Origin of the sequence: Nonlabens sp. Asnod3-A02, from assembly GCF_045063755.1 — a bacterium.
Classification (GTDB): domain Bacteria; phylum Bacteroidota; class Bacteroidia; order Flavobacteriales; family Flavobacteriaceae; genus Nonlabens; species Nonlabens xylanidelens.
Genome location: NZ_JBEFOC010000008.1, coordinates 378,213 through 404,410, shown reverse-complemented (window position 1 = coordinate 404,410; position 26,198 = coordinate 378,213). Strand labels below are relative to the sequence as shown.

24 protein-coding genes and 1 tRNA gene are annotated in these 26,198 nt (G+C 32.7%); 1 reads left to right on the top strand and 24 read right to left on the bottom strand.

Features of this window, described 5'->3' with window-relative positions; all coding sequences use genetic code 11:
- Positions 1 to 3: 3 nt before the first annotated feature.
- From ACJJVN_RS11765 to ACJJVN_RS11750, 4 genes are all read right to left on the bottom strand, one after another.
- Positions 4 to 2,349: a transglycosylase domain-containing protein gene (locus tag ACJJVN_RS11765; protein WP_405378262.1), complete on the bottom strand. Its 2,346-nt coding sequence runs from the start codon at positions 2,347 to 2,349 to the stop codon at positions 4 to 6.
- Positions 2,336 to 2,830 (bottom strand): gliding motility lipoprotein GldH, encoded by a 495-nt coding sequence (locus ACJJVN_RS11760; RefSeq protein ID WP_104514061.1) that lies wholly within the window; start codon positions 2,828 to 2,830, stop codon positions 2,336 to 2,338. Before ACJJVN_RS11760 ends, ACJJVN_RS11765 begins: the two co-directional genes overlap by 14 nt.
- A complete protein-coding gene (locus ACJJVN_RS11755) occupies positions 2,830 to 4,260 on the bottom strand; it encodes a stage 0 sporulation family protein (protein WP_405378260.1) in 1,431 nt (476 codons plus the stop codon). The genes ACJJVN_RS11760 and ACJJVN_RS11755 overlap by 1 nt, the downstream gene beginning before the upstream one ends.
- Before the next feature lie 543 nt (positions 4,261 to 4,803).
- Positions 4,804 to 5,925: a hypothetical protein gene (locus ACJJVN_RS11750; RefSeq protein WP_405378258.1), complete on the bottom strand. Its 1,122-nt coding sequence runs from the start codon at positions 5,923 to 5,925 to the stop codon at positions 4,804 to 4,806.
- Positions 5,926 to 6,191: 266 nt separating this feature from the next.
- Between ACJJVN_RS11750 and ACJJVN_RS11745 the strand changes: the two genes are divergently transcribed.
- The gene (locus tag ACJJVN_RS11745; RefSeq protein ID WP_405378256.1) at positions 6,192 to 6,722 is read left to right on the top strand and encodes a hypothetical protein; all 531 of its coding nucleotides are present in this window, start codon (positions 6,192 to 6,194) and stop codon (positions 6,720 to 6,722) included.
- Here the strand turns inward: ACJJVN_RS11745 and ACJJVN_RS11740 are convergent, their stop codons facing one another.
- The 20 genes from ACJJVN_RS11740 to ACJJVN_RS11645 all read right to left on the bottom strand — a co-directional run bounded on the left by ACJJVN_RS11740 (position 6,723) and on the right by ACJJVN_RS11645 (position 26,145).
- A complete protein-coding gene (locus ACJJVN_RS11740) occupies positions 6,723 to 7,142 on the bottom strand; it encodes a GIY-YIG nuclease family protein (RefSeq protein ID WP_405378254.1) in 420 nt (139 codons plus the stop codon).
- Positions 7,143 to 7,199: 57 nt separating this feature from the next.
- Positions 7,200 to 8,390, bottom strand: coding sequence for a hypothetical protein (locus tag ACJJVN_RS11735; protein WP_405378252.1), 1,191 nt, complete (start codon positions 8,388 to 8,390; stop codon positions 7,200 to 7,202).
- Between the two features lie 9 nt (positions 8,391 to 8,399).
- Positions 8,400 to 8,639, bottom strand: coding sequence for a hypothetical protein (locus ACJJVN_RS11730; RefSeq protein WP_405378250.1), 240 nt, complete (start codon positions 8,637 to 8,639; stop codon positions 8,400 to 8,402).
- A 104-nt stretch (positions 8,640 to 8,743) separates the two neighbouring features.
- Entirely contained in the window at positions 8,744 to 10,024 is a 1,281-nt protein-coding gene (locus ACJJVN_RS11725; protein ID WP_405378248.1) for a Shedu anti-phage system protein SduA domain-containing protein, read from the bottom strand.
- A 3-nt stretch (positions 10,025 to 10,027) separates the two neighbouring features.
- The gene (locus ACJJVN_RS11720) at positions 10,028 to 12,709 is read right to left on the bottom strand and encodes a DEAD/DEAH box helicase (protein ID WP_405378246.1); all 2,682 of its coding nucleotides are present in this window, start codon (positions 12,707 to 12,709) and stop codon (positions 10,028 to 10,030) included.
- A 2-nt stretch (positions 12,710 to 12,711) separates the two neighbouring features.
- Positions 12,712 to 13,008 (bottom strand): hypothetical protein, encoded by a 297-nt coding sequence (locus ACJJVN_RS11715; protein ID WP_405378244.1) that lies wholly within the window; start codon positions 13,006 to 13,008, stop codon positions 12,712 to 12,714.
- A gap of 2 nt (positions 13,009 to 13,010) precedes the next feature.
- Positions 13,011 to 14,558 carry a site-specific DNA-methyltransferase gene (locus ACJJVN_RS11710; RefSeq protein WP_405378242.1) on the bottom strand — a complete coding sequence of 516 codons (1,548 nt, stop codon included), beginning with the start codon at positions 14,556 to 14,558 and terminating at the stop codon, positions 13,011 to 13,013.
- Between the two features lie 322 nt (positions 14,559 to 14,880).
- Entirely contained in the window at positions 14,881 to 15,186 is a 306-nt protein-coding gene (locus tag ACJJVN_RS11705; protein ID WP_405378240.1) for a hypothetical protein, read from the bottom strand.
- A gap of 551 nt (positions 15,187 to 15,737) precedes the next feature.
- The gene (locus ACJJVN_RS11700) at positions 15,738 to 15,953 is read right to left on the bottom strand and encodes a hypothetical protein (RefSeq protein WP_405378238.1); all 216 of its coding nucleotides are present in this window, start codon (positions 15,951 to 15,953) and stop codon (positions 15,738 to 15,740) included.
- Positions 15,931 to 16,707: a VapE domain-containing protein gene (locus ACJJVN_RS11695; RefSeq protein WP_405378236.1), complete on the bottom strand. Its 777-nt coding sequence runs from the start codon at positions 16,705 to 16,707 to the stop codon at positions 15,931 to 15,933. Before ACJJVN_RS11695 ends, ACJJVN_RS11700 begins: the two co-directional genes overlap by 23 nt.
- Positions 16,708 to 16,800: 93 nt before the next feature.
- A complete protein-coding gene (locus ACJJVN_RS11690) occupies positions 16,801 to 17,070 on the bottom strand; it encodes a hypothetical protein (RefSeq protein ID WP_405378234.1) in 270 nt (89 codons plus the stop codon).
- Positions 17,071 to 17,635: 565 nt separating this feature from the next.
- Positions 17,636 to 17,881: a hypothetical protein gene (locus tag ACJJVN_RS11685; RefSeq protein ID WP_405378233.1), complete on the bottom strand. Its 246-nt coding sequence runs from the start codon at positions 17,879 to 17,881 to the stop codon at positions 17,636 to 17,638.
- Positions 17,882 to 17,905: 24 nt separating this feature from the next.
- Complete coding sequence (locus tag ACJJVN_RS11680) at positions 17,906 to 18,883, bottom strand: DUF3871 family protein (RefSeq protein ID WP_405378231.1); 978 nt, start codon at positions 18,881 to 18,883, stop codon at positions 17,906 to 17,908.
- On the bottom strand, positions 18,880 to 19,755 hold the full coding sequence (locus tag ACJJVN_RS11675) for an AAA family ATPase (protein ID WP_405378229.1): 876 nt from the start codon (positions 19,753 to 19,755) through the stop codon (positions 18,880 to 18,882). The genes ACJJVN_RS11680 and ACJJVN_RS11675 overlap by 4 nt, the downstream gene beginning before the upstream one ends.
- 72 nt (positions 19,756 to 19,827) lie before the next feature.
- Positions 19,828 to 20,172, bottom strand: coding sequence for a hypothetical protein (locus ACJJVN_RS11670; protein WP_405378227.1), 345 nt, complete (start codon positions 20,170 to 20,172; stop codon positions 19,828 to 19,830).
- A gap of 102 nt (positions 20,173 to 20,274) precedes the next feature.
- On the bottom strand, positions 20,275 to 21,147 hold the full coding sequence (locus ACJJVN_RS11665; RefSeq protein ID WP_405378226.1) for a hypothetical protein: 873 nt from the start codon (positions 21,145 to 21,147) through the stop codon (positions 20,275 to 20,277).
- A gap of 53 nt (positions 21,148 to 21,200) precedes the next feature.
- Positions 21,201 to 22,391, bottom strand: a complete 1,191-nt coding sequence (locus ACJJVN_RS11660) for a tyrosine-type recombinase/integrase (protein WP_405378224.1) — start codon at positions 22,389 to 22,391, stop codon at positions 21,201 to 21,203.
- A gap of 182 nt (positions 22,392 to 22,573) precedes the next feature.
- Positions 22,574 to 22,647, bottom strand: a tRNA-Asn gene (locus ACJJVN_RS11655).
- Between the two features lie 108 nt (positions 22,648 to 22,755).
- Positions 22,756 to 24,096: an RIP metalloprotease RseP gene (gene rseP / locus ACJJVN_RS11650; RefSeq protein ID WP_405370283.1), complete on the bottom strand. Its 1,341-nt coding sequence runs from the start codon at positions 24,094 to 24,096 to the stop codon at positions 22,756 to 22,758.
- A 102-nt stretch (positions 24,097 to 24,198) separates the two neighbouring features.
- Positions 24,199 to 26,145: a M1 family aminopeptidase gene (locus ACJJVN_RS11645; RefSeq protein ID WP_405378222.1), complete on the bottom strand. Its 1,947-nt coding sequence runs from the start codon at positions 26,143 to 26,145 to the stop codon at positions 24,199 to 24,201.
- Between the last annotated feature and the right edge of the window lie 53 nt (positions 26,146 to 26,198).

Genomic DNA, 26,198 nt, shown 5'->3' with positions numbered 1-26,198 from the left:
AATTTACATGTCAAATTCCCTAGAGTCGTCATCTTCACTACCACCTAAAGGAGAGCTGTTCTGAGTCTTTTCATACTCATCACAATCGGTCTCAATAGAGAGGTCTTCTGGTTTTTTGAAAGGCGCTTTAGAAACATCAATGGTCTCGTCTGCATAAAGGCGTTTCATATAACTACCCCATATAGGTAATGCCATGGTAGCACCCTGACCGTATTTAGTAGATTTAAAGTGAATAGATTTACCATCTCCACCTACCCAAACACCAGTTACTAGGTTAGGAACCATTCCCATAAACCATCCATCAGAATTGTTTTGAGTCGTTCCTGTTTTACCAGCAATGTCGTTTTTAAAATCATATGGATAATCTGTGATCACCTCTTTATAGAAACTGTTTTTAGTTGCCCAGCTACCTCTTAATTTTGCCCCACTACCTATTCTAGTTACACCTTCCATAAGATTTACCGTAACATAGGCGGTCTCCGGATTCATTACATCTTTACTCTCTGGCATGTATTGATAAAGAATTGTACCGTTCTTGTCTTCTATGCTCGTTACTAGAACTGGTTTATTATAAATTCCACCATTTGCATAAACACCATAAGCACCTACCATTTCATACAGGTTTACATCTGCAGTACCTAATGCTAGAGAAGGGACAACGTCCATACCGTCTGTATTTATACCTAGTTGTGCTGCGCGATCTAGTACAGCCTGTGGGCCTACTTCATCCATAAGTCTAGCAGAGATTGTATTCTTTGATTTTGCTAGTGCTTCTTTTAACGTCATCATGTTACCATAATCACCGTTAGAATCCTTAGGTGTCCAGTCTTTTGTATTACCATGTTTACCTGCAGGTATGGTGTACTCTCCATCAGATAATGTTTTACATGGACTATAATGTAAAAGATCAATTGCCGTAGAATATAAGAATGGTTTAAAAGTAGAACCAGCCTGGTGTGTACCTTGCTCTACGTTATCATATTTAAAATGTTTGTGATTAATACCACCTACCCACGCTTTTACATGACCTGTTTGTGGTTCTAATGACATAAGACCTGTATGTAAAAACTTCTTGTAGTAACGTATGGAATCCATAGGAGTCATTACAGTATCACGCTCGCGGCCTTTTGCTTTCCAGTCAAAGATGGTCATGTCTGTCTTTTCATTGAAGCTTTTGATAATGTCTTTTTCGGCAATACCTTTTTTCTTCATTTCTCTCCATCTTTCCGACCTTTTCATAGCAGACTGTAATCTGATTTCTATTTGGTTATCTGTAAGATCTGTAAAAGGTGCTGTCTTGTTACGTGTCTGTTGATGGTCAAACTCTGTCTGTAAACGCTCCATGTGTGCATAAACAGCTTCTTCGGCCATTTTTTGCATGCGGTGATCTATGGTCACGTTAATCTTTAATCCGTCGTTGTAGAGGTTAAAAGGCTTGTCAGTTTCTGGATTAATGTTATCCTTTGCCCAGGTTTTTAACCAGTCACGTAAATGTTCACGGAAATAAGTTCCCATACCATCATTATGTCCTTCTGGATTGTAGTCTAAAACGATAGGTAAGGCTGTAAGACTATCTTTTACCTCTTCTGTCATTTTACCATTACGTACCATCTGGAAAAACACCTGATTACGACGGTTAAAAGATTTTTCTTTTGAGATTTCTCTATGCGGATTAAACTGTCTAGGATTTTTAAGCATAGCTACTAAAACCGCACTTTCTGAAACAGTAAGTGAATCAGGTTCTTTACCAAAGTAGATATTAGACGCACTACGTATACCTATAGCTTGCTTTAAGAAATCAAACTCATTAAGGTATTGAGTAATAATTTCTTCTTTAGTATATTGTTTCTCAAGTCTAGAGGTGATTATCCACTCGCGTAATTTTTGGATCAATCGTTCTAGCTTGTTGCTACTAGCTTGTTCTGTAAAATAGAGTTTTGCCAGTTGTTGTGTTATAGTACTTGCACCACCTTTACTACCTAAAAATGCGGCAGCTCTAGCAGTTCCATAACCGTCTATACCACTGTGATCCCAGAAACGCTCGTCTTCTGTTGAGACTAGTGCGTCTATAAGGTTTTGAGGTAAATCGTCAAATTTTACAGGTTTACGGTTATCGTTATAAAAACTACCTAATGTTTTACCATCTACAGTTACTATCTCGGTAGCTAGTTCTGTTTGTGGGTTTTCTAGGGCTGTGTGATCTGGTAAATCACCGAATACTTCCCATGCTGCTAGTAAGAACATAAGGACTACAAGCCCTATTCCTACTGCATAAATTTTCCAGAAAAGAGAAATGTTCTTTTTCTTGTCTGTTTTTTCTTGGGCTATTTGTGCTTTAGTTGCTGCCATCTTGCACTTGTTTTTCTATACTATATCCTACTTCAAGAATCCCTTTTAATTGGGTGTCTCCTTTTACTTCTCCTGTTTTTCTCATTGCGTGTTTAAGTGCTAGTTGGTATGTTCCGCTTTCGCGAAAGCGTACTCCTTCACGTAACCATAATTTATTTTCATAGATGTCATTTGATCCTGTGCCTAAAAAACTACCATCTGGTGCCGCCATTTCATACTGTAATGTATCTGTAACGATTTTTCCATGAGGAAATTTTATCTGTGAGATCAACCAGAGGTTATTATACTCATATTCATGCGTGTTGCGCAGGTTCAAATATAGATTATAGACCGTAGTTGTGTCTTGCGGTGTAATGTTAAAAGTTGCTGTATCATTAATGTCCCATCCAGAAGGTGGTAGACTTTCATAATTTGCATCTACTAACAAGTCGTCACAAGAGACTATCGTTAATGTTATTAAAAGGCATATTAATACTCTCACTAATCTTCTTTTTTAGGCGGTTTACTATCGTTGTTTTTGTTACGATTACGGCTTTTATTACGGTTATTTCTAGGCTTATTAGGCTTTGTTTCACCTGTGGCATTGTTACTTGCCGGTTTTGGTTTATTAGTGTTTCTATTTGCGCTAGCAGGTTTTTTAGTGTTAGGCTTGTTGTTGTTGTTGTTAGTTTTAGCCTTAGGTGTTCGGTTGTTTTGTTTAGGTCTAGGTTTACGAGCAGGCTGTCCTTCTTTAGGTGAAGCAGCAGTTGCTGTCGTTGTTTTATTTTGAGGCTTTGCAGGTCTACGTTTCTTGTTGCGTTTGTTGCGAGATTTTGATTTTGACTTAGGTTGATCAAAACGTGTTAAACTATCCTGACCTACTACGTTTTCAAAACTAACCTCTTCCTCTACTATTAATTCGCTCGCATATTCTTCAATGCTAGCAACTGTTTCTTTAGCCTTGTTTTTTGATACTATTTCATGAACTTGCTCTGTAGTAAGAGTGTGCCAGCTCATCCAGTCACCTTCATAACAATACCACATTAGGCCTTTAAATATGTCTACTTTTTGACATACGGCGGTTCCTTTTTCGGTATAAAGTTTTTGATTTTGTTTAGGAAACGTACTTAGTGCGTCCATGTAAGAATCCAGCTCGTAATTAAGACAGCATTTTAATTTTCCACACTGTCCCGCTAGTTTCTGTGGGTTTAATGATAAGTTTTGATAACGAGCAGCACCTGTAGTTACAGATCTAAAATCTGTTAACCATGTACTACAACACAATTCACGACCACACGATCCTATACCGCCTAAACGAGCAGCTTCCTGACGCAGCCCTATCTGACGCATTTCTATTCTAGTCTTGAATTCTGAAGCGTATTCTCTAATTAATTCTCTGAAATCTACGCGATCATCGGCAGTGTAGTAGAAGGTTGCTTTAGAACCATCACCTTGAAATTCTATGTCAGAGATCTTCATTTTAAGTTGAAGACGTATCGCTATCTGTCTAGCACGCACTTTCATAGGTTCTTCTTTCTCGCGAGCAGTCACCCATTTTTCAACATCTTTTTCATTTGCGATGCGGTAAACTTTTGGAATTTCTCCATTTATTTTAATGCGTTTGCGTTTCATTTGTACACGCACTAACTCACCAGTTATGGTTACTATTCCTATATCGTGACCACTTTGAGTCTCGGTAGCAACTATGTCGCCTATTTTAAGTTGAAGACCTTCTGAATTATGAAAGAATTCTTTTCTGCTATTTTTAAAACGTACTTCCACATATGGGAAAGCTTTTTGACCATCGGGCAGCTCCATGTTTGCTAGCCAGTCAAAAACCGTTAATTTATTACATCCACTTGTACCACAGGTTCCATGATTTTTACATCCACCAGGCGTACCACCACCAGTTCCACAACTATTACAGCTCATTCTTGTATTCTCTATATATTGAAATTGAAACGATTAACTCGCACAATTGATTTCTTTACTCGAATCGTAAATATAACAATTAAAAGTGTGGGATATTGTTAGTAGTCGGGCGTAAAATCTAGAAGAAGAAGGAGAGAAGATTACTACAGGTGTTAAAATGAAAAATCCCAACCATTGCTGATTGGGATTTTTGCTCCTCCTCTTGGGCTCGAACCAAGGACAGGGGTTTGCCGTATTCAGTAGGTTTCTCTTTATTTAAGTAAATAGGGTATCCGTATTGTGTCTTTTTTTAGTTTTATTTCTGAACCTCAAGATAATCATTTTAAACTTTTTTCGTACTAGTTATCCAGTTTTTTTAAACCTAAGTATATAATAGTAATCCCTATAACTAATAGTGAAACAAACATTATAGAGTTTGTGCTTGCAAAAGCAAATGACGCTACTAAAATTATTAATCCAAATATAATAGTTGAATTGTGTGATTTGTTTGCCATGATATCTACTGTAAAAATATTAAATCAATGAGTTTATTTGATTAAATCTTCAATTTGAAAATATTTGTGCTTTTACCTTAGATGATAGCTCATCTAAAATGTAGATAATATCTTCTAATGAGATTTCCATATCATTCTTTTTTGAAACTAAAGCAATCTTTGTAATAGTCGTATGCTGATCAATAATTGATATGATTTTAGAGTTTTCATCTATTTTTCCATCTAATATATTATATCCAGTCTTGTTTTCAATCTCCTCCATTAAAGCAGAATACAAAGCTCGTATAATTTCATTTTTAATATCAAAATCTCCTTCCTTTATTTCTTCTTTAGATGTTTCTTTTTTTTTTTTGCGTCCTTCAAAAAAGTTGGTAAACTCTTGAAAGCTATTACTTGGGATATTCCCTAAATTACTAATAATACCATTTTGATGAACTTCACGAATGGTATAACCATCCGATATAAAGTTTTGTAATACTACATAAATTGATGTTGGCTTATTCAGTTTTACTTGAATGATAAAGTTATTAGGTATACCTATAATCATATCACTCTCTGGTAACTTTAAAAAATCATTTGTAAGAACTTCCAAATAATGATCTTCTTTATTTATTGGAATTCGATTAACTGATAATTCAAATTTGAATGTTTTATATGCTTGATCAGGGTAATTGTCAAAATTAATATCCACGCTGTCATGGCTAGCGTAACCCACAAACAACTTATACAAAATAGAATTTTCTGGGGAAGTTGTATTATTAAGTTTATTTCTAAACATATGAGATTTAAAAGTATCTCCGAGAATTATATTGATCAAACGAGGATCATAACAGAATTGATAGAACAACTTAATTATTTTCTCATAATCTACAGGTTCAATAAAGCCTCGTAATTGCCGTTCATTAGGTTTGCCCTGTGAAGCCTCTGTAGGATAATAGATTTTTAATACTTCTTCACCCATCTGATCAATCTCATGTTTAGTAAGTTGAATTTGATCCATTCGTGTATAAAGAGTATTTTTAAATTTATCAACACAAAAATTTGTAATTTTTTTCAATTGAAACTTCTGTTCAATACTATTTGTAATACTAGTTTGTTTTACTTCCTCTTGACCGTGTAAAATAATACTGTTCAATTCTTTTTTTAGATCTTTAATTAGATTTGCTTTCATTTTTGCTTTCAGTTCTCTTTAGTGATAATAAAATTATTATAATCTGTAATTCTCTAATTTTGAAATTTTCAGCTTAACAAAGAGAAATAAATTTCACTTCAATTGTTTACGGATTTCCGCAATTAGAGTGATTTTAGTTTGAATCTTGCTAGCACCTAAATTTTTGATTTATACAAATAGAAGTAATATAATTGCAGTCTATTTGCAATTCTCAATTAGATATGCCAGTAAACCTCAATGCTTTAATTAGATATAAAACTATAGACTTGTGTTTAAGAAACACTGCTGTACTAGTTGATGTTGACTATTTGATTAAGCAATGCTCGAAGGCTTTATATGATGCTACAGGAAACAAAAGCGGTGTATCTGAAAGAACTATCAGAAATGATATTAGGATTCTAAGAAGTGATATTTTAGGCTTTAATGCTCCAATAATTGTTAAAGATGGAGTTTATATCTATTCTGATAACGAGTATTCCATTTTTGAAACTTCTATCTCTGAAATGGAGTTGCTGATTGAAGTACAGGAGCTGCTTGTAGAGGAGTTTCATAATATATCTAATAAGAACTTGCCTATTCTACTAAAGAAGCTAAGTGGTATTACTAAACAGAATGTTTCACCAGCGTTACTACCTAAACCACGATCTACGTTTGAGAAAAGAGTTGGTGGATATGATAATTATTCTTTCAATCTAGATCAACATTTGAGAGTTCAAAATGTAAAACACTCATTTTGGAGAAAATCAAAAGCTCTAGAATTACAATGGGAGTTTATATTAGATATTATAGGCTCTTAATTATTCTTTTCTTCTCTTTTGAATATTCCAAGATGGTCTATAATGATTAATCAATTCTTCTTCAAGGGTGTTTCTAAAAGACTCTGGATTAACCTTTAAGAATTTGATTTTTATTTCATTCCCTTTAACTATCTCAGCTTTAACGTTAGCTAACTTAGAACCTGTTTTAGGATGCTTCTTAAAAATATGATTTCTAATTCTAGTCTTAAATATATAGCCTTTGGATTTCCCTATATAAACGAGTTTAGTTTCTCTTGTATTCTTATCAAACAAATACATGAAATAAACAATACCAATTCCTTTATAATTGGTAAGAGAAGTATCATTAGTACTTACTGTGTTGGAAATATCATCTGCAAATGTAATAGCTTCATCAATAGTTGTGGTAAATGCTATATTTATAACGTTGGTACGGGACATGTTAAAGCTAATATTTTGTTTGAGACATCAAAATTTATAATAATACCTAGTTGTTGTTTAAAACAAATGTCTAAAGACAAAGAAATAATTCAGAAAGCCCCATATTAGTAAGACTAAAAGCTTCCATTTAATGGTGTCCCACCTAAAATCAAAAGATATTTTTTCAGATGAATTCTCAGAAGGCATTACGATTGAAAGTATCTGATTAATCAATAATATAACTAAAAGTTTACCCCAAAAACCTGTTTGATTCAAGTACTCTTTTAAAAACGTGTCGTCTAAATCTATTAATCCGTGAAAGAAATGAGCTAGAACAATACCTGATATTATTATTATGTAGAGATTTATTAAATACGATAACCTCTTTTGATGTTTAATTTCTTTTTCTTTCTTTTTTTCAATTTTCTTTAGTGAAGGGACGTACGTGAGATTTAGGTTGACTATGTTTTTTGCATTTAAAACAAATATGTCACCAGGAACTTTTATGCGGTTCCTAGATTTGTTAAGGACATCACTTTTATTCTCTAATTTGTTATTAGAATCACCGGCACTAAACTTCTCTTTCTTTTTGTATCTGTGTGTGTCTATTAAGTAAACTTTATCTAACTGTGTTATATCGTCACTTTTTAAATCATAATCAACCACATAACCAGTGTATAATTCCTTTTTATCATTTTGCTCACTAACAGAAACTAAAATATCTGCATAAGTCATCAGTATATCTTGTTCTTCACCTTTATTATTTTTGAAAGAAACCTTATGAGCCTCTTCGAATTTTTTCATATTAAGAACTTCGCCACTAAAAATATAATACCACTGATTCTTGAATCTAAATAGTTTATAGTTTTTATCCCAATTTCTATTTCTAATTAATCGACTAGATGACCATCCAGAAACTGAAGCAAGAATAAAAACGAATAAAGAATAATAAATAAACCTTACAATATCATTATTAATAAAATCTTGCGTAACTACTTTAGCTTCAATCGTCCCATCAGAAGTAATATCTTGAAATATTAAAAAAATATTAAAGAAATCTGTCTTGAATCCAAATAGAAGAAAGTAAATTACAAAAGATAGTAATTGAATTATTATTCCAGGAACTATACTGAAAAATATGGAATGTAAGACTGGATCTTTAGTGTTGAATTGTTTAGAGAATTCTCCAAAGAAAAAAAACCTACGATAAAGAATTCCTGGAATAATTATAGATATAAAAAAGGCTATAAACCCTAAGGTCAGATTCATGTTTGTTTTCTATAAGATAGATTCTAAATCTCCTCTATTCCACTCGCCAGTGTCATGATAATCATCTACAGCTTGTCTCAGTTGTTTAGCTTTTTCAGGATCTTGAATGGCCTTTAAAGCATCATCAGAGATAACGTTAGTCTCTGTAGCATCGTCTATTGATTTTAAGGCGTGAAAAATTAGAGTGATTAGAGTAACCAGTCCTAATACTCCCATAATAGTATCTAAATTACTTTTTGTATTTTCCATTTCTTTAATATGGGTTGATTTAGCGAAAGTATTTGTTTTATTAACGATAAAAAAGTGTTTTAATTTTTATTTCACTTATATAAAAGACAAATTTTATGCCTCAATTAACTCAATGAAGAATAATTTTGGTTGCCCAAATAATTACTAATAAATTCTGAAGAAGGTATATCAAACCAATTCATAGATAAATTTTCCTGATTTATAATATGAAATGCTCTTTCAAACAGTTCATCATAAGTTATTATATCAACTTTCTTACTATCTCTTCTAAAACGCTCAAATGAATCAGTTTTTAAATTATTATCTCTGGTATTTGTATGTGGAAACTCCTTGTTTCTAGAGCCAATTATTAATAAACATTTTGGATCTAGGGTTCTTATCAATTCTCTATCCAATGCGCTACCATCTTTCATTTCAATCCTTTTTTTTCTGTTCTTTTGGAGATCGTCATTTTGTCCTAAAGTCTGGCTATATGCTTCAATGAAATCAATAGAAAAATCCCATGTATTGGCTCTCGATTTATTGCTTTTATTTTCTTTAAAAATCGGAGTGCTTTCAGTTTTCAATTCTATAATAGTTGTAAAATAAGAAGTTCCAAGCAAATCTGTTTTAGAACTTCCAGCGCCTTTTGAATTTTCTTCTCCTAGCTTATGTTCACTATGTAAGTCATATATAAATCTTAGTTCAGTATTTAAACCTAGAATCCATTTATTCTCTTTCAAAAAATGATGCCATATTACTTCACTACCACGCTCTTTAATATCAAATTTTTTACGATATCTATCATGGGCTAATCCATCCTCTGATTCCTCATTTTTAAGTAGTAAATAGAATCCATAAAGATCCTTTTTTCTTTGATTGAAAATTATAGATTTTAGATGTCCTTCATTAAGCTCTTCATTTGAGACTAATTCTAGAAGCGCTGATAATTTATCTGTTGCAACACTTTTGGTATAATAATCTTTTAAACTTTCTCCTGTTATGGCTTGATATCTATTTGAAAAATCTCCAGTATCAATGAGCTCATTAAATTTCTGAAAAAATGATATAAGGGTCCAAAATGAACTTAATTCTTCTGACTCTTTAAATGGCACAATAATGGAACTTCCTCTACTTACTGCACTTTCACCTTCAATATTTTCTTTTCTAAACTCAATACTTAGGACATATTTCTTTTTGGAAGTTGATTTACGGATGAATGTCTTGCAGACTGTCCTTACCTTTTTCTTCTTTGCTACAATAAACGTATCATACATTTGCCCCTTGTTATCTTCTATGTAACAATGATTCTTAGCATTATTCTCTGATATAGTTAATTCCTCAATATTTCTATCGGTCATATCAAATTCTATATATAAATTTGATGGTGTTAATGATCTAGCCATAATCTACAAATTCTTAACCACCTCAATTATACTCCTAGCTGTATAGCAATCTTCAACCTCTTTGGTCTGGAATACCATGAAGTAGCTGAATTGATCTCCAGCTGCTTTATCCCATGCTTTACCTAGTCGGTTCTTGTCACGGCTATCATCATTATCTCTATCATCTCCTTTGGTTTCTATGAGGATCACATTATTCGTTTTCGTGTAAACGATAAAATCAGGATAGTGATTAGAGCTAAATCCATTTAAGTAGAATCCTTTTCCTTTATCTAGATTACGGTGCCAAAACAGAATATTATCTAGAGCTGCAATATCTGTAATCATATCTTGCTCATAGTTGTTCATGTGTCCTTCTCTCTCGTACAAAGACTTTGCAATGGACGTACTTGTTCTGATAGGTGTTATTTGCTCAGGTAAGCTAAATTGAGTTTTAGTGAAAATGCTTTTAGTAGCAAGTCCATGCTTAAACTGTTCTCTGGAATAGGTACTGGTCAATGATTTGATATGATTTTTAATACTTCTAACGTAATTAAAATCATTTGTAATGATATCTTGAATCTGTTGTTTTTCTAAAGAACTGAATATTCTAGAAACATAGGATTGTAGATCTTGCTCTGGAATAGGATACATATCTCCTAGTTTAGAAACTACATGATAGGTAACATCTTTAATTTGTGATTCTTTAGGTTTTGCCAGTATGTTTTCTAGTAAAATACTCTTAGTCCTAGAACGCATTTTAGCCACTTCTACGGCCTTCTTTTCTTCATTAAAGTCTATCGTCCTAATATCTGCTGCTATGTCTTCAAACTTCACGTTTGCGTCTTGTGCAGATAGATTAAAGCCTGATAACAACCGTTCTTTTTGTAATAGCACTTCAAAACTAGCTGCTTCTTCAAATAGCACATTTTGTACCTCAGCATCGTGCTCTTGTTTCAAATAGAATTGTGGTAGTTGAAGAGCTAACCATTGATCTCTATATTTATCTATGATTTTATAGGTAGTTGGCTTTTTTCCCATTACTTGTGTCATTAATACTGTATTATCATCTACAGGTGTATTTTCTACAATAGTATCAAACGCTTTGCTCTCCTCTATAGCTCTATCAGTTATGTTAGTTACAGTACTAGGTTGATGTGCGCTTATATCTTCTAGAGAAACTTCATCTTCTGGATTAAAGTCTATATCCTGTACAGAAAACTCATCATCACTTACTGGCTCATTATCTTTTGGTTTTTCTCCACCAAATAAATCTTTTTGTAATACTTCGTTATCAGTTAACTCTTCTTCTGGAGCTTCCTCTGCATAGTAATCATCACGTGAGAAACCAGACTCTTGTAGTCCTTCAACTATGTTCTCTAGTGTTTCATTGAATTTACTAGAAGCTGTAAGTACAAATGATAGGTTTAATAATGGATTTTGATGCTTTGTAACGTAGGGCTGTCTTAGAACCCTACCTAAAATTTGTTCTACCTCAACTGGACTAGATTTATCTGCTAGAGAAGCTAGTATATAGGCATTAGGACAATCCCAGCCTTCTTTTAAGGCATTAACAGTAATAATATACCTAACAGGACAGTTCTTAGAACTAAGGTCTTCTCCTTTAAGCTCATCAATCCCACTTACTTTTATGCGTATTTGCTCCTCTGGTATCTTGAGTTTTACTAGATTATCTTTAATCTTTTGAAAGGTGGTATTGTTCTTCCCTTTAATATTACTCTGTGCTTGAAATAAGATAATAGGTCTTATGTACTTGCCAGTAATTTGCTCTTCTTCCTGTGCATGTAGTTCTAGCTTGCGTTGTAAATGTAGTGCACTGCTTATTACTTCTTCTTTACGGTTATGGTTATATACTACCACTGGTAGTTTTACCATATTTTCTTTTTTAAGCTCTATAGCATTTACAAAGCTTATAATATTACTGTTAGACTTAGGTGTTGCAGTAAGGTCTAAGACTAGAGAAGGATTAAGGTTGTTCAACATTTCTACACTTAAATCACTTTCTGCATTATGACTTTCATCTACTATGACTACTGGATTCAGACTGCGTATAACGTTAATTAGAGCGGTTTCATCAGTTTCCGGTAGCACGAGGTTTTTATCTATTACGCTTTCGCGAAAGCTTTCATAGGCTCCATTTTCTTGATATACTTTTCTATCATCTTTCTTACGGCTATTGATCCTAAGACTGCTAAAGTTAAATACAAAAATATTAAGCTGTTCTGTTACCGAAGAAGGATTAAAGTTAGCTCCTTGCAGTAAACTATCTTTATCATATACCTCAACTCTACCATTAAACAAAGTATTGAGTTTATCACGATAGGGATGCGATGGATTAGATAGGTTATTATAGGTTTGCTGTAATAGATTAGACCAAGGTACTAACCAGATTACCGCTTTTGGATTACCTTGATTAAAGTGCTTATTGATACTGTGCAATGCATTACAGGCTATAAATGTTTTACCACCAGCCGTAGGTACTTTAATAGCAATATGTGTGGCACCAGGAATATTATCTTTATAAGGTCTCATTCCTGTAAATGAGCCATCTATTTGAGGAGTATAAGGACCTACTTTATCTTCCCAATAGCTATTAAAAGCTGCACTAGATTGCTCCCTCTCTTTAACGTACTCTAGAAATGATTCTAGATCTTTGATTACTTTATGTTGGTATGGTTTTAATTCCAATTTTATTTAGTTTTTTTTATTATGGAATAGGAAAGTGTTGAAAAAATAATGAAAATTAAAATTATTAAAAACTCATCATAATTTATTTTCATTGCAAATCCTTTAGGATAAGTACCACCCATTTGATGATAGCCTAATCTATATATCTCTGTATATTCACCATTTTTAGTTTGATAAAACATTGTTTGACAAGTTATAATGATTGATATAAAGGAAGCTAAACTTCCATAAAATATACTTTTAACAACTTTAGCTTTCTCGTTATCCGCATGGAAAAGCCATTTTTTTAATTTATTCATAATTAAAATCTTGAAATATCTCTGGGTATCTTTTTAAAAATAATATGGTACTTGTCCATGATGTCTTTATCTAGCAAACAATTATCTGCATAGATGATATAACTGCTAGCTTTGGTTTTAATTTGTCTTAAAAAATCCATGTCTAGCGTGGTTACAGAGTTCTTAGTATAATAGAAATAATAAGCTACATCTTCCTTAGTGCCTAGTAAAAACTCTTCGTAAGTAGCTTTATAAGGCGTTTTAGTTTCTGAATACCATACATATTCCAAAATTTTAGTTAGCTCAACATCTTCATTTAGTAAGTTGTCATTATTAAATAAGGGTTTACCTAATTCATAGTAACTGAAATCACCACCTGTTCCTTCTACTGCTTTCTTATCCTTACCATAACCATCTATGACTCGTTTTACACGTTCTGCTGTGATGTCTTGTGCATAATCTTCCATCTCTACAAGAATGAATTTACGATTACCGCCATCTTCTTTATTTAGGTTTAAGACCGCATGAGCAGTTGTTCCTGAGCCAGCAAAGGAGTCTAGAATGATGGAGTTTTTAGATGTAGAGAATGAAAGGATATTTCTTATAAGAGTATAAGGTTTAGGGAAATCAAAAACTCTTTTATTAAACAAATTTGTAATATTTACTGATGCTTGTTGATTTGAACCAACTTCTATACCCCAATTATCGTTTGGTATTTGTCCCTTAGAGTCGTGTAAATATAATTTACCATAAGGAGTTTCCATTTTACCAGATGCCCAATATAACTTATTCTCTTTTTCTAATATTCTAAACTCATTTTCTTTGACCATCCATGGTCCTTTTAAGATATTTCCATTTGGAGTTTTTACATCAAAGTGATTTCTTCCTCGAGTTTTATGAAATAAAATATTTCTTCTAAAATAACCGATACCATCTTGATATCTATATTCCTTTTTTGCCTTTTCGGACAATTCTACTTTACCAAAGTCTAAATCCTTTTTATTTTTTGAAAAACATATGATGTATTCTTTAACATTAGCAATTTGACCTATGTTAGCTTGATTATCTGTTTTTCTCCAACATATAGTTGTAATAAAATTATTACCTCCAAAAATTTCATCTAGTAAAATTTTAAGCAAAGCCTGTTCATTATCATCAATACTAATAAAAATAGCTCCGTTATTAGCCAAAAGTTTGTGCAAAAGCTTAATTCTTGGATACATCATGCATAACCACTTGTCATGACGTGATAAATCCTCTCCTTCTTTACCCACGACATCTCCTAACCATTTTTTTAAGCGTGGATGGCTTACGTTATCATTATAAACCCAGCCTTCATTACCTGTATTGTACGGTGGATCTATATAAATACAATCTATTTTGCCCTCATACTCTGGTAATAGACTTTTAAGAGCTTCTAGGTTATCTCCATGAATGATTTTATTATCACTGCTACCAGTACTGGATTCTTTTCCATCAGTATAGGTGTATTGTTTCTCTAATATTTTATAAGGTACATCTTGATGATGGTTCACTACCTTTTCTTTTCCTATCCAGTTGAGTGTGGGCATGAATTGATTTAGTTTTGATTGATACTTCAGGGGAGAGTTTAAAAGTACTTATTGTAAAGATATATTCCTACTATAAGAGGTTTATTCCATATATAAATTCAATATAGGTAGGTAGGGTAGGTAAAATGTTGGATTTCTTTTAATTTAACTGACCTTATATTATTTTTTCATATAGTCAAAACCCTTGTCATTACTGTAAGCTATTATTTTTTAATATAAATGATAACTAGAAATTTACTTTATATTATTTTTTGATATAGTCTATATCTTTTTCTAATATACCTAGAAATGGGATGTAGGGTAGGTAGAATTTATAAATTAATTAAACTCCTAGTTGATTACCTTCATAGAAAATAGATTCCACAGTCATATTAATTTTATATGGATCACTTATTTGATATTTAGCATTTACCTCTTCATTCCATCTATTGAAAAGTAATAACGCCATGAATGTTAGTTTTTGCTTTCCAGCAAAACTGTATTTTAAAGAATTCATAATGTATTCAAATAAATCTTTTGCACTAGGTTGTGCTCTTTGATCAGCCGAACTTTTCATCAGATGGTTGAATCTTTTTGCAGTTTCTATTTCTTTTCTATAATACTCTATAAACTCTGCTGCTTTTTTCATTGTATAATTGGTTTGGTTAGTTTGATAAAAATAAAAAAGCTCTATTACAGTATGCAATAGAGCTCCTAAAATTTATATTATAGATATTTTCATACATATCCTTGAGTAGATTTTCTTTCTCCTCTACATACACGAGCAATACAGGTCTTGCTAGTTCCGGTTGCTTTACTAGCATCTGCAACTGACTTAAAAGTGTTAATGACTGCACCTTGTTCATCAAGTTGTATAACCTCTTTTCTACGCTTGTCAGATGCGAGAGGTAAAAGATCACTCTTATTATAACTTCATAGATAACCAGCATACAAATTATTAACTCCTAATGCTGCTCTTGATATGTCTTGCTTACTTGCATAACATGCACTAGCTGCACTATTTAAACCTTCAAATTCTCCAACTAATTCTCTAGTAGCAACAGAATATTGATAAACTGTTTTTTTAAATCCACCACCTTCATCTGCATTATAGCCATTTTCTTTAGAGTCATAATATTTAATTCAGTATTTCTCCTTGTCCGCTAACTCATTAATTGTTTCTGCATCATCTATAATTTTTCATATAAAAGCACCAGAGCCAAAGACTCTGAGTGCTTTATAAAGTTTACCATCTTGACCTCTAGAGGCTCTCTCTAGATGATCTTGTTTCCTTTCTTTTAAAGATTTTGTAGTTGCTCCAATGTATCTTTTGCTGTCAATAGTATTACTAACACAATAAATTAGTTTGTCAAAACTACCTACCTTACCTACCTTATTTTCTAAAACAGAACACATACTTTTTAATTCCACCATTTACTTTAGTAGTTTTATGCTTTAGAGAACTCATAGCTTTACCTAGTTGATTTGGATGTATTAAAGGGCAATTTTCTACTCTATCCTTTAATTGCTCTATAATCTCCGTACTAGACATAACCATTGGTTTTATCTTTTTATCACTTTGTTCGACTTTAATGATATGATCATTCAACAAATTCTCTAATGGACTGAATTTCCTGAAATTATTATTCTGCTTTTCAATCTTCACAATATCCTCAGTGTCAAAAAAGTATTTAAAACCAGATTTATACAGGTGTATGGCTTGAGCATAAAATTGATCAAGATTTTCATATACAGTACAATCTATGTCTACCTCAGTTTCGTTGACTAAAAACCTTCTGTTGCCTGAGCTGTCTGTTAATATATCTGTATGATTTGAACTAGCTGCAAATGATGCAATTCTAGAGTAATCGTTAGTGTATTTACCATAAACTCTTCTTTCAGATATTTTCGTTTTAGTAATTAGTTCTTTAAAGTCCTCGATGTTTTTATGGTTCAAACTTGCTAATTCATCCATATTTACAAGTAGGCGTTCCGCTAACAAAAGAGTTGAATCTTTTGAGCTTGGATTAATTTTACCAGAATATAAATAATCCCTCATTTTTGTAGGCATCAAATTTTCAATCCAAGTAGTTTTTCCACAACCTTGAGGACCTGTAATTATAAACACCTGCTGATTAGTAATTCTTTCGTTCAATCCACATGCTACCATACCAACTATTCATTTTTTAAAGCTCCATTGTAAAAACTCTTGATTATTAGACCTTATTTTATTCGCCATTAATTCAATATGATCAACCTCATCTCATGCAGGAAGTTGATTAAAATAGTCCTCCATCGGATTATATTTTTTCACAAAATCAGACCCAAACAATGAGTGAAGCTCGGCCATTGAAATATTTAGTTTTGCCATTCTTAATTTTCTTCGAATTGAATAAAAATCATAATCTCCCATCATTTTAAACTGTTTTCTTGTCATGCTTTTTTCTTTGAACTCTACACGCTCTTTTATGACATTCCTTTGAAAGTCATAGTGTTGATTTAGGAATTTTTCTATTTTTTTAAATTGTTCCATCTATTTATTTTTAAAAGCCTTTAGGCTATTTTCATTAAAGAAGTTATCTCCTCTAATATGTTCAGTAATTAAGTGAGGTTTAAGTCTTAAAATTCTTTCCGTCACATTATGTATAGTTTTAATCATTTTGCTATATAAGAATAGTTGTGCCAGTGCATATAAACGCATGGAATATTATCACAACCATTTTTACAAAAATGATTAACTAGAAATACGGCTCAAACAGATCAATATCTGATTTAGAACGGTATTTACTCCGATAAAATAAAAGGAAATATTCAAAACTGCTCAATGACAGTCCTATTTGAATAAAATTATCAAGTAAGGTTGAAAAACCAAAACTCGCTTAAAATACTAAATAAGAAATAGCAATAATTGTGCCTTTTTTAAAAACATGACAAAACTAGATTCAAAATTTTATAGTATCTAGATATTGCCTTCAAATTAATCATGAAGACAATATCAGAATACTACTCTAGCTAGTCGTTTTCAGGGGTTTTATTGATAAGGCAGAAACCGGCTCAAAAGTTTGCATCAAAATACAGCATAACTGCCATTAACCGAATTATATAATATCAAAATGGAAATAATGATAAGCTAATCCAGATATTATATAAACCGTAATTAGATCTTTGGTAACTTTAACTGAAGATACTGTTAAGATTTGTCCAACCGAGTACAAGCCAATTGCTTGAATAACCTGTACTCTGAATGGACAATTAAGCTCTGCTAACCTGCTAGTAATATTTACTATAAGCATAGTGTTAGGAGAGCTATACTTTAATACTTTAGCTATCTCTTCATCTGTCATAATTGCAGTGAACGCTATGTATTATTAATTAAGGTACCAGCTATTAGCACCTGTTTCTATGCTTTTACCCAGGTGTTTTATCAATTCAAAACAGTTAGCATTACGCTGAAAATTACGATCTATGTAAGAAGACTTGTTTGCTCCTGTCATAAGATTGTATAAAGACCACAAGGAAATATTTCCATTTTGCTCTCTTTTAAAATTCTCATCCTCATGATAATCCTTTACAATTACAGAAGCTTGGCTTTCTGAAAGAGTACAGTTGATGATCTCTGGAAATCTGGATTTATCTTGAAAAGGGAGCATTCTAAGTTTTCCTACCAGAAGTGAAAATTGTTTTTCTGTTAAGCTAAAATTTGTGAGTTGTTCCATTTCTTGTAATTGTTTTTCTGCATTAAAGTTTTGAATAAGTTCTAGAGTTTTGTTTCCAAGTTCATCAAGACTAGAGACTTTTATAGAGTCTAATAAACCGTCTGTACTTATACATAAATTAGTACATACCCAATTCTTAAATCCAATAAACAGCTTGAATTTCTCCATTGATTTAGTGCTGTACAGATTTTCTTGATTATAAGCTCTTACACCACCTATGCTTAAGGAAATTTTATTACCTCCTATAATTTGATAGATTTCTGGAACATCAATTGAGAAAGCACATCTTTCATAATATCTAGTCTTTTCATGATCCATTAAATCCTTTACGGATTTACCTATTGCACTAGGAACTCTACCTTTAATCACATGACTAACTCTTATAGAAGGACTATTGATTTTATGATCTCCTAAAGATTCCTTCATTCTATTATATACTTCATCAATAAATTGGAAGTGACTAATTGTGATTTCATTGTCTTTTGTAAACACTGGCACAATGCAATCATCCCTAAGATGTTCTAGCGTAACTATCTCCGTATTAGCTACGATAAAATCATTGCCTATTGAGGTAGTGTTATCAACCACCATTTCAAGCGGTCTTTCGTTATATTCTATTACTTGGTTCATTTTACTATTTGATTAGGATTAATAACATGGTTTTCAGAATTGGGATTCTTATTTTCATTGAGTATATCTGCTTTTCTTTCACTCAAAATTGGTATGATCTCACTATGGTGATTTTTATAGTTATCATATATAGTTTTAAGATCCGCTTCTGATTCACAGGAATAAATCTCTTCCTTGATTTCATCTAAAGATTTTCCAGTATTGCACCATTCTCTAAGCTTCTTTCCAGTAGCAGAATTGATTATAAACTCTGGTTTATCCATGAATAAACCTGTTCTATCTTTCGATACGCTCACAAGGTGTTTGTCATTTATTAATTCGAAATTCACTGTTAGTTCATATTCAAAACCCTCTCTAGTAATTTCCTTAGTTCCATGTTTGTTAACTTTAGTTCTTCCGTTAGAGCCTACGTCTAAGGAATAATCAATTTTGCGTCTAACAGTAGTAATTACGTGAGCTGTTGAGTTTAAAATCTTATCTATAAATTTTTGATGTCTTGGAGAAACCTTTGACCAATCTTGAAACCTTCCACCTAGTTTTTCATGGATGCTTAGACAACCACCAGCACCTTGCCATTCATGAGTTATAGAGTCAATTATTATCACCTCAATATTTGCCTTTTCACAAGCCTGAATAGCTTCGACATATCTTTCTGGAGAATACGGATCATTAAGAGTGAGGACATTATATGCTCCTAAATGAGAATATAAACTAGCACTATTATTTTCAGTATCTATTACTGCAATTTTATTCCAGTCGTCTGTTATTCCATAAGCTAGTAATAAAGCTGACATTGTTTTACCAAAACCAGATGGTCCTGATAATCCTAAACGTAATTTTACTTGATGCCTTTCGGCTTTCATTAATTTCATACTTTTAAGTTTTAAGCAAAAAAAAAGAGCCTTTCATATGAAAGACTCTAATTTAAATTATGTTATGGTTATTTAGTATATCACTTGCTCTGTAGCAACCTGTTCATTGACTATTGTGCCGCTTTCATCTACATATTGATAACTATGACTTAGGGTAATAATCTCTCCTGTAGATGGTACTGTATACTCATAAGGTTCTGCTGAAACCTTTTTAACACTACCATCAATTTGTTGTCCTATTAATGATTTACACATGTTCTCATCAAACGTACTAGACACTGTAGCAGTTTTTGCAGTGAAATAAGTTTTACCAGTAGTTTTACTCTTTTCAACTTGTAATCCTCCTTGGACTATCAATAAGTTGAATGATTCTCCGTTTTCTTTCTCAATCGTTTTGTAATCTGTAATCGTTACCATAGTTTTAATTATTTAAGATTATTGGTAGGGACTATTCCCAATTCTTAAAAAGCATGGGGGTGATTTGTATGTTACTAAACGCTGATAAATTTTGAAAAAAAATTATAAAATTTTTGAGAACAAAACCTTAGACATTGTTTTAGTTTTTTGATTTTCCTTACCATTTAATGTCTCTTTATGAATTGAATACATATCTACTATCAATGATGGTAAAGTATTAGAATCAGAATTACGATGATAACTTGCTTCAATTCTTAGGCATTGATAAGTATTGAGTCCAAAAAGTTTATTATAGTTAGAATTAAAGCCTATAAAATCAGAGCCTAAATTCATTAGGGAAAATAAATTAAGTGAGGATTCATTTTTCTTGTCATTAAAACCTATTGCCATGTCCTCCAAGGTCTCATATGACTCTTCGTATAGTCTTAGAATATTCTCACGATTTATTATTTCCTTTGATTTTTTATACAGTAATAAAGCCTTGGTTGAATTTAAAATTATTAGAAAATATTCCTGATAATCATTAAAGTCTATAAATCTATAAACCCCCAAGAACTTTTCTAAATCATAATTATATAGTTCGTGTGACATGTTGCCAAGTAGCGTGAAACCAAAGCCATCAGTCTTTCTAACAGGCCTTACTGTTGTACGATATGTTTTACCAGATTCAAAGGCTTCAATAGCATCTTCTTTCTGATCTTCAGACTCCCACTCATCCTCTTTCTTAAGACCAGCCATGTACTTAAGGTTACTTTCATGAATTTGTAACAATAAGTTTTTCTCACCAATCTTAGGGATGTTAACCTTAACAGTTGCAAGGCGATAAGCCTTTTCAACACCAGATTTGTTGGTGAAAAATTGATCTTTAGATCCTAAAGAACCAATAAGCATACCTGCACCAGTAAACTGGATGGTTTTCTCTTCGTCAGCCAGGTTTATACTTGTTTTTTTCTTTAATGGAGGTAGTTGTATCATTGAGGTGTTTTAATAGTTGGTAGGGCACTAAATAATCTTAATCTATTTTAAAGTTAATAAAATTTAGCCATTTGTTCACTTATCTGTTTTTTTAGAATTCTTCCATAACTCTGTTCAGTTACTGTAATACTTGAATGGCCTAATAACTTTTGTACTATTTCCATTGGTACATTGTTGTAAAGTAAAACAGTTGAAGCAAATGTTTTTCTAGCAGTGTGATGGGTTAATCTTTTATCAATATCTAGGATAGCAGCAATTTCCTTTAAGTAGCTATTAAACCTTTGATTGGATAATTTAGGTAACTCGTTATTATTGTAAAATTCTAGTTCATTCAATATAAAATTGGCTTTAGGTAGAAGGGGTATAGCTACTTCTTTATTGGTTTTCATCCTTTTAATATTAATCCAATCCTTACCATCAAAACCCTTTTGAATATGTGATCTGTTTAGAGCTGACATTTCTGCATAAGCTAACCCTGAATAACAGCAGAATACAAATAGTTTTTTTACTAGTTCTAGCCTTTTTTGTTTGAGGACTCTATTTTCAAACACCTCTAACTCTTCTTTAGTTAAGAAAATTACTTGACTTGAAACTGTTTTTGTTTTATAACTCGCAAAAGGATCAAGTTTCAGAACACCTTCGTTTACTGCTATCTTAAAAGGCTTTCTGAAACGTTGTATAGTCTTATTGATAGTTATCTGCTTTTGATTTTTTGTTGTTTTAAGCCAGTACTCAAACTCTTCAAGAAATGAAATGTCTAGCTTGTCTATAGAGGTGTTGTTTATAGTCTTAGTTTTTACAAATTCAGATACGTGGTCATTAATGTATTTGAACTTGTTCCAAGTTGATAGTTTGATATCTTTATCAATAAGCTTTTTAAGCCTGTTTAAATAGTTATCGTAAAACTTGGACACACATATAGACTTTTCTTTGTCTACTCCTTTATATCTATTGTAAATAGCTCTGACGTCAATGTCTCGTGATTGTAATTGTAGTTCTAATTCAATTTTCAATAATTTAGAGCTTATCAATTGAAGCATTCCATTTTTAGTTATGTGGTCAATATCAGTATCAATAACTTCTTGATCATCTTTAGACCAGTTGTTTGGATCTACAAATATTCCAGTTGAGAATTTTATCGAAGATGTGTTAAAAGATATTTTGCAACGTATAGGGCAATAACCTTTTTTGTTTTGTTTGCTTAGTACAGCAAAAAATCTGATGTATAGTTTTGTATGTTTCATGTTTATTTATTTGATTATTAATAAATTAAAACAATACGGAAGGGTAGACCAAAATAATTTTAAGGGTATCCTTATTCTGTACCTAAAAAGGTTGTAAATAAGATGTTCTTAATAACGGAAAAACGTAAATGGTTGATTTTAAGGTATAAAAAAAGCCGCTCATTACTGAACGGCTATTTTTGCTCCTCCTCTTGGGCTCGAACCAAGGACCCTCTGATTAACAGTCAGATGCTCTAACCAACTGAGCTAAGGAGGACTGTGATATACACAAACTCAAGCTATTTGCTTAAGCGATGGCAAATTTAGTATGTTTTTTATATTTGACAAACTTTTAAACTAAAAAATTTGATATTTTTTAAAACTTTTATCCAAACAGTGCCTTAAAGAGGTCATTTCCATTTGCATAGAGCATTAAAGAAAGTAAAATAACGATACCTATAATTTGCGCTTTTTCTAAAAACTTGTCTCCAGGCTTGCGTCCAGTGATAATTTCATACAGTAAAAACATCACGTGACCACCGTCTAAAGCTGGAATAGGTAGTATGTTCATGATAGCGAGAATAAAAGATATAAACGCTGTCGTGCCCCAAAAAGCCGACCAATCAAATGTGTCCGGATATAATTTTGCAATAGTTCCAAAACCACCTAGCTGGCTCGCTCCTTTTTTAGTGAAAACATATTTAAACTGCACAACGTAATCGTGCATGGTCATGTAACCTTTTGAAATACCAGCAGAAATACTTTCACTGAATGAATACTTCTTTCTTGTTACAGATGCATAGTCCTTGTCTGTAGAAGGTTTAGTGAATCCTAGAATTTTAGGTTCTTCAACAGTTTTGGTAAAAAAGATAAAGCTCTTAACTTCTTTAGTTGTGAAGACTACTTCTTTGTCATAAGTTTTACCTTCATATTCCCATACTACATGAAAAGGTTCATGATTCTTTACTTTGTGGTTTATTGCATAGGTATAATCTGTGTTATAATTGATAGGGAATCCTGCAACAGATTTAATAGTTGCTCCAGTTTTTATACCTATACTATCTGCTTTTGTGCCTGCAGCAACTTCACCTACTTTAAATGGGTATCTCGCTTCTAAAGAACTAGGGACTCCTGCTTGGAACATCCTGCTACCTATATCTTCAGGAATAGTAACATCTACTTTTTTACCATCTCTTATTACAGTAACGGTAGAGATGTCTCTAAAAATAAGCATATGGTTAAATGATGGAGCATATTCTATAGTGTCATTGTCTGCAAGAAGTACTTTATCACCTTGTTTAAAACCTATATCTTCTAGTGTTTCTGGAAAACCAAAACCGTATTTATAATCTTCACCTTGTGCTTCATTTGTACCGTTAAAAGCTATTAAACAGATGTAGATCACAAAACCTACCACCACATTTACAAATACACCACCTAACATGATTATTAATCGTTGCCATGCTGGCTTAGATCTAAATTCCCACTCTTTAGGCTCCTGAGCCATTTGCTCCTTGTCCATGCTCTCATCTATCATTCCTGATATTTTCACATAACCACCTAGAGGTAACCAGCCTATCCCATAAACAGTTTCTCCTATTTTCTTTTTAAATAGAGAATATTTGATGTCAAAGAATAGGTAAAATTTTTCTACTCGTGTTTTAAATAGTCTAGCAGGTATAAAGTGTCCCAACTCGTGTAAAACGATAAGAAGGGAAAGACTCATTAAAAAGTTTATAATAAGAACAACCGTAGGGTGCATATAATTTTAATTTTAGACCAGCAAAAATAGGTCATTCATAACAGTCCACATAATGCAGTTATAGATTTAGCGTACAAGTAGTTTCTCTATGGTTGTACCTCTTTCTGTAGTTAGATTTAGAAAATAAATCCCACTGGTTTGTGGCGCTTTAAAAGTTAAAGAAGGGTTGTTAAGTAATTGATTTTTATAATCTATAATCATTCTTCCATGTAAATCATAGATTTTAAGGGCTGTAAAATCATCTTGCATGCCTGTAATTTGAAAGGTGGAAGAAGTTGGGTTGGGGTAGAGTTGGTATTCCGCTTTCGCGAAAGCGGTATCTAAACCTAGTGTAGCAGTATTGTTCTTACTTATGGTATCAACATCTGGATCTATTTCTATAGAACTAACCACAAATGGTACGCGTATTCTCTTATTTTGAGTCAGACTATTGACCAGAATGGTGTCCCATTGTACTTCTCCGGCGGCACCTATTATTTTAATAGGCAACTGCATTTCAAATAGACTTACGGAAGGATGAGTAGGTGTTTGAATGTAATTTATAGAGATACCATTCGGTATATCTATCCAGTTTATGTTGTGCTGTGGGTAGCCCTCGCCATAAATCCAATCGTTGAAAAATTCGTCTAGATTTTGTCCACTAGTTGTTTCTGCTATTGATTTAAATTGTGGGGTTTTGGCATAGTTGTAAGCGAGTTGCGAGTCGTTAAGATAATTTTGGAGTGTTTGTTCAAAATCAGCATCACCTAATTTTTTGCGTAGCATGTGTAAAACCATACCGCCTTTATTATAAGATAAGTTACCATTAAAAACACGGCCTACACTTAAGGTATCTGTCGCTGGTACATAAACACTGCCGTCCAAGTCTGTAGTTGCTCTATTGTTTGCATTAACGCGCCATGATTTAAACGCGTCGTTACCATCTAGATGCTCTACCGTCATTCCTGTAGAGTAAGTGGCAAAACTTTCATTGAGCCATATGTCTTGCCAGCTGCCACAGGTTACTTTATTACCAAACCACTGGTGGGCTAGTTCGTGAGCGATTAAACCGCGACTAAAGTTACCCATAAAACTAATAGTCGTATGCTCCATACCACCACCCCAACCGAATTGTGCATGCCCATATTTTTCATCTCTAAAAGGGTAAGGACCAAAGGTGTTTTCAAAAAAGTTCATAATAGGAACCGTCACTGCGGTGCTCGATTGTGCGCTAGTTAGATTTTCTGGATACACATAGTTATCTATAGGAAAAGCCGTTGCACCGCTGCCTACCATCTCCGTATATTTAGAATAATTTGTTACTGCGATAGCTATTAAATAGGCAGGTATAGGGTGATTGTGTTGCCATTTAAAAGTTTTACCTGTAGGCGTTATACTTTCTGAAGTCATAAGACCATTAGAAATACCAGTGTTGCCGGTCGGTACATTTAAAATTACATCTGTCTGGTCTATTTTATCATTAAGATCTTGCTTACATGGCCACCATGCTTTTGCTCCATAAGGCTCAGAAAGTGTCCAGATAATTCCAGAGTTATTATGTGTGGTCTGTGCAAAACTACCAAAACCACTAGCTATAGGATTACCACTGTAGGTAACACTCAGACTGTCTAATACACTATTGTTTTGAATAGCAGGAAGATCAATTACCAGTTCATCATTTCCATTATTCACAAAATTAAGCGCAGTACCTCGTTGAGTTACCTGACTTACAACCATATTAGACGCTAGATCAAAAACGACTTGATTTATGTCGCCTACTGCAGTAAAATGTGATGTTACTGTACCAGATATGATAGCCACATCTGGATCTACGTCTAGTTCTAGTCGTACATATTTAAGATCGTAATTTGCGGTAAGTCCATTTACTACCCTATTTCCTGAGTTAAATAATGTAGATTTTAAAAGACAAGCATCTACGCCTTCTTGAGATGTAGTGATTTGTGCTTGTGACTGTTCCGCTTTCGCGAAAGCGAGAACTAAAACGATCAAATACATTATTTTAAAATTCTTCATCAAGTTGGAATTTCTAGTAAGGAAAGTTGTTAAACAGTCATCAATAGGATTAT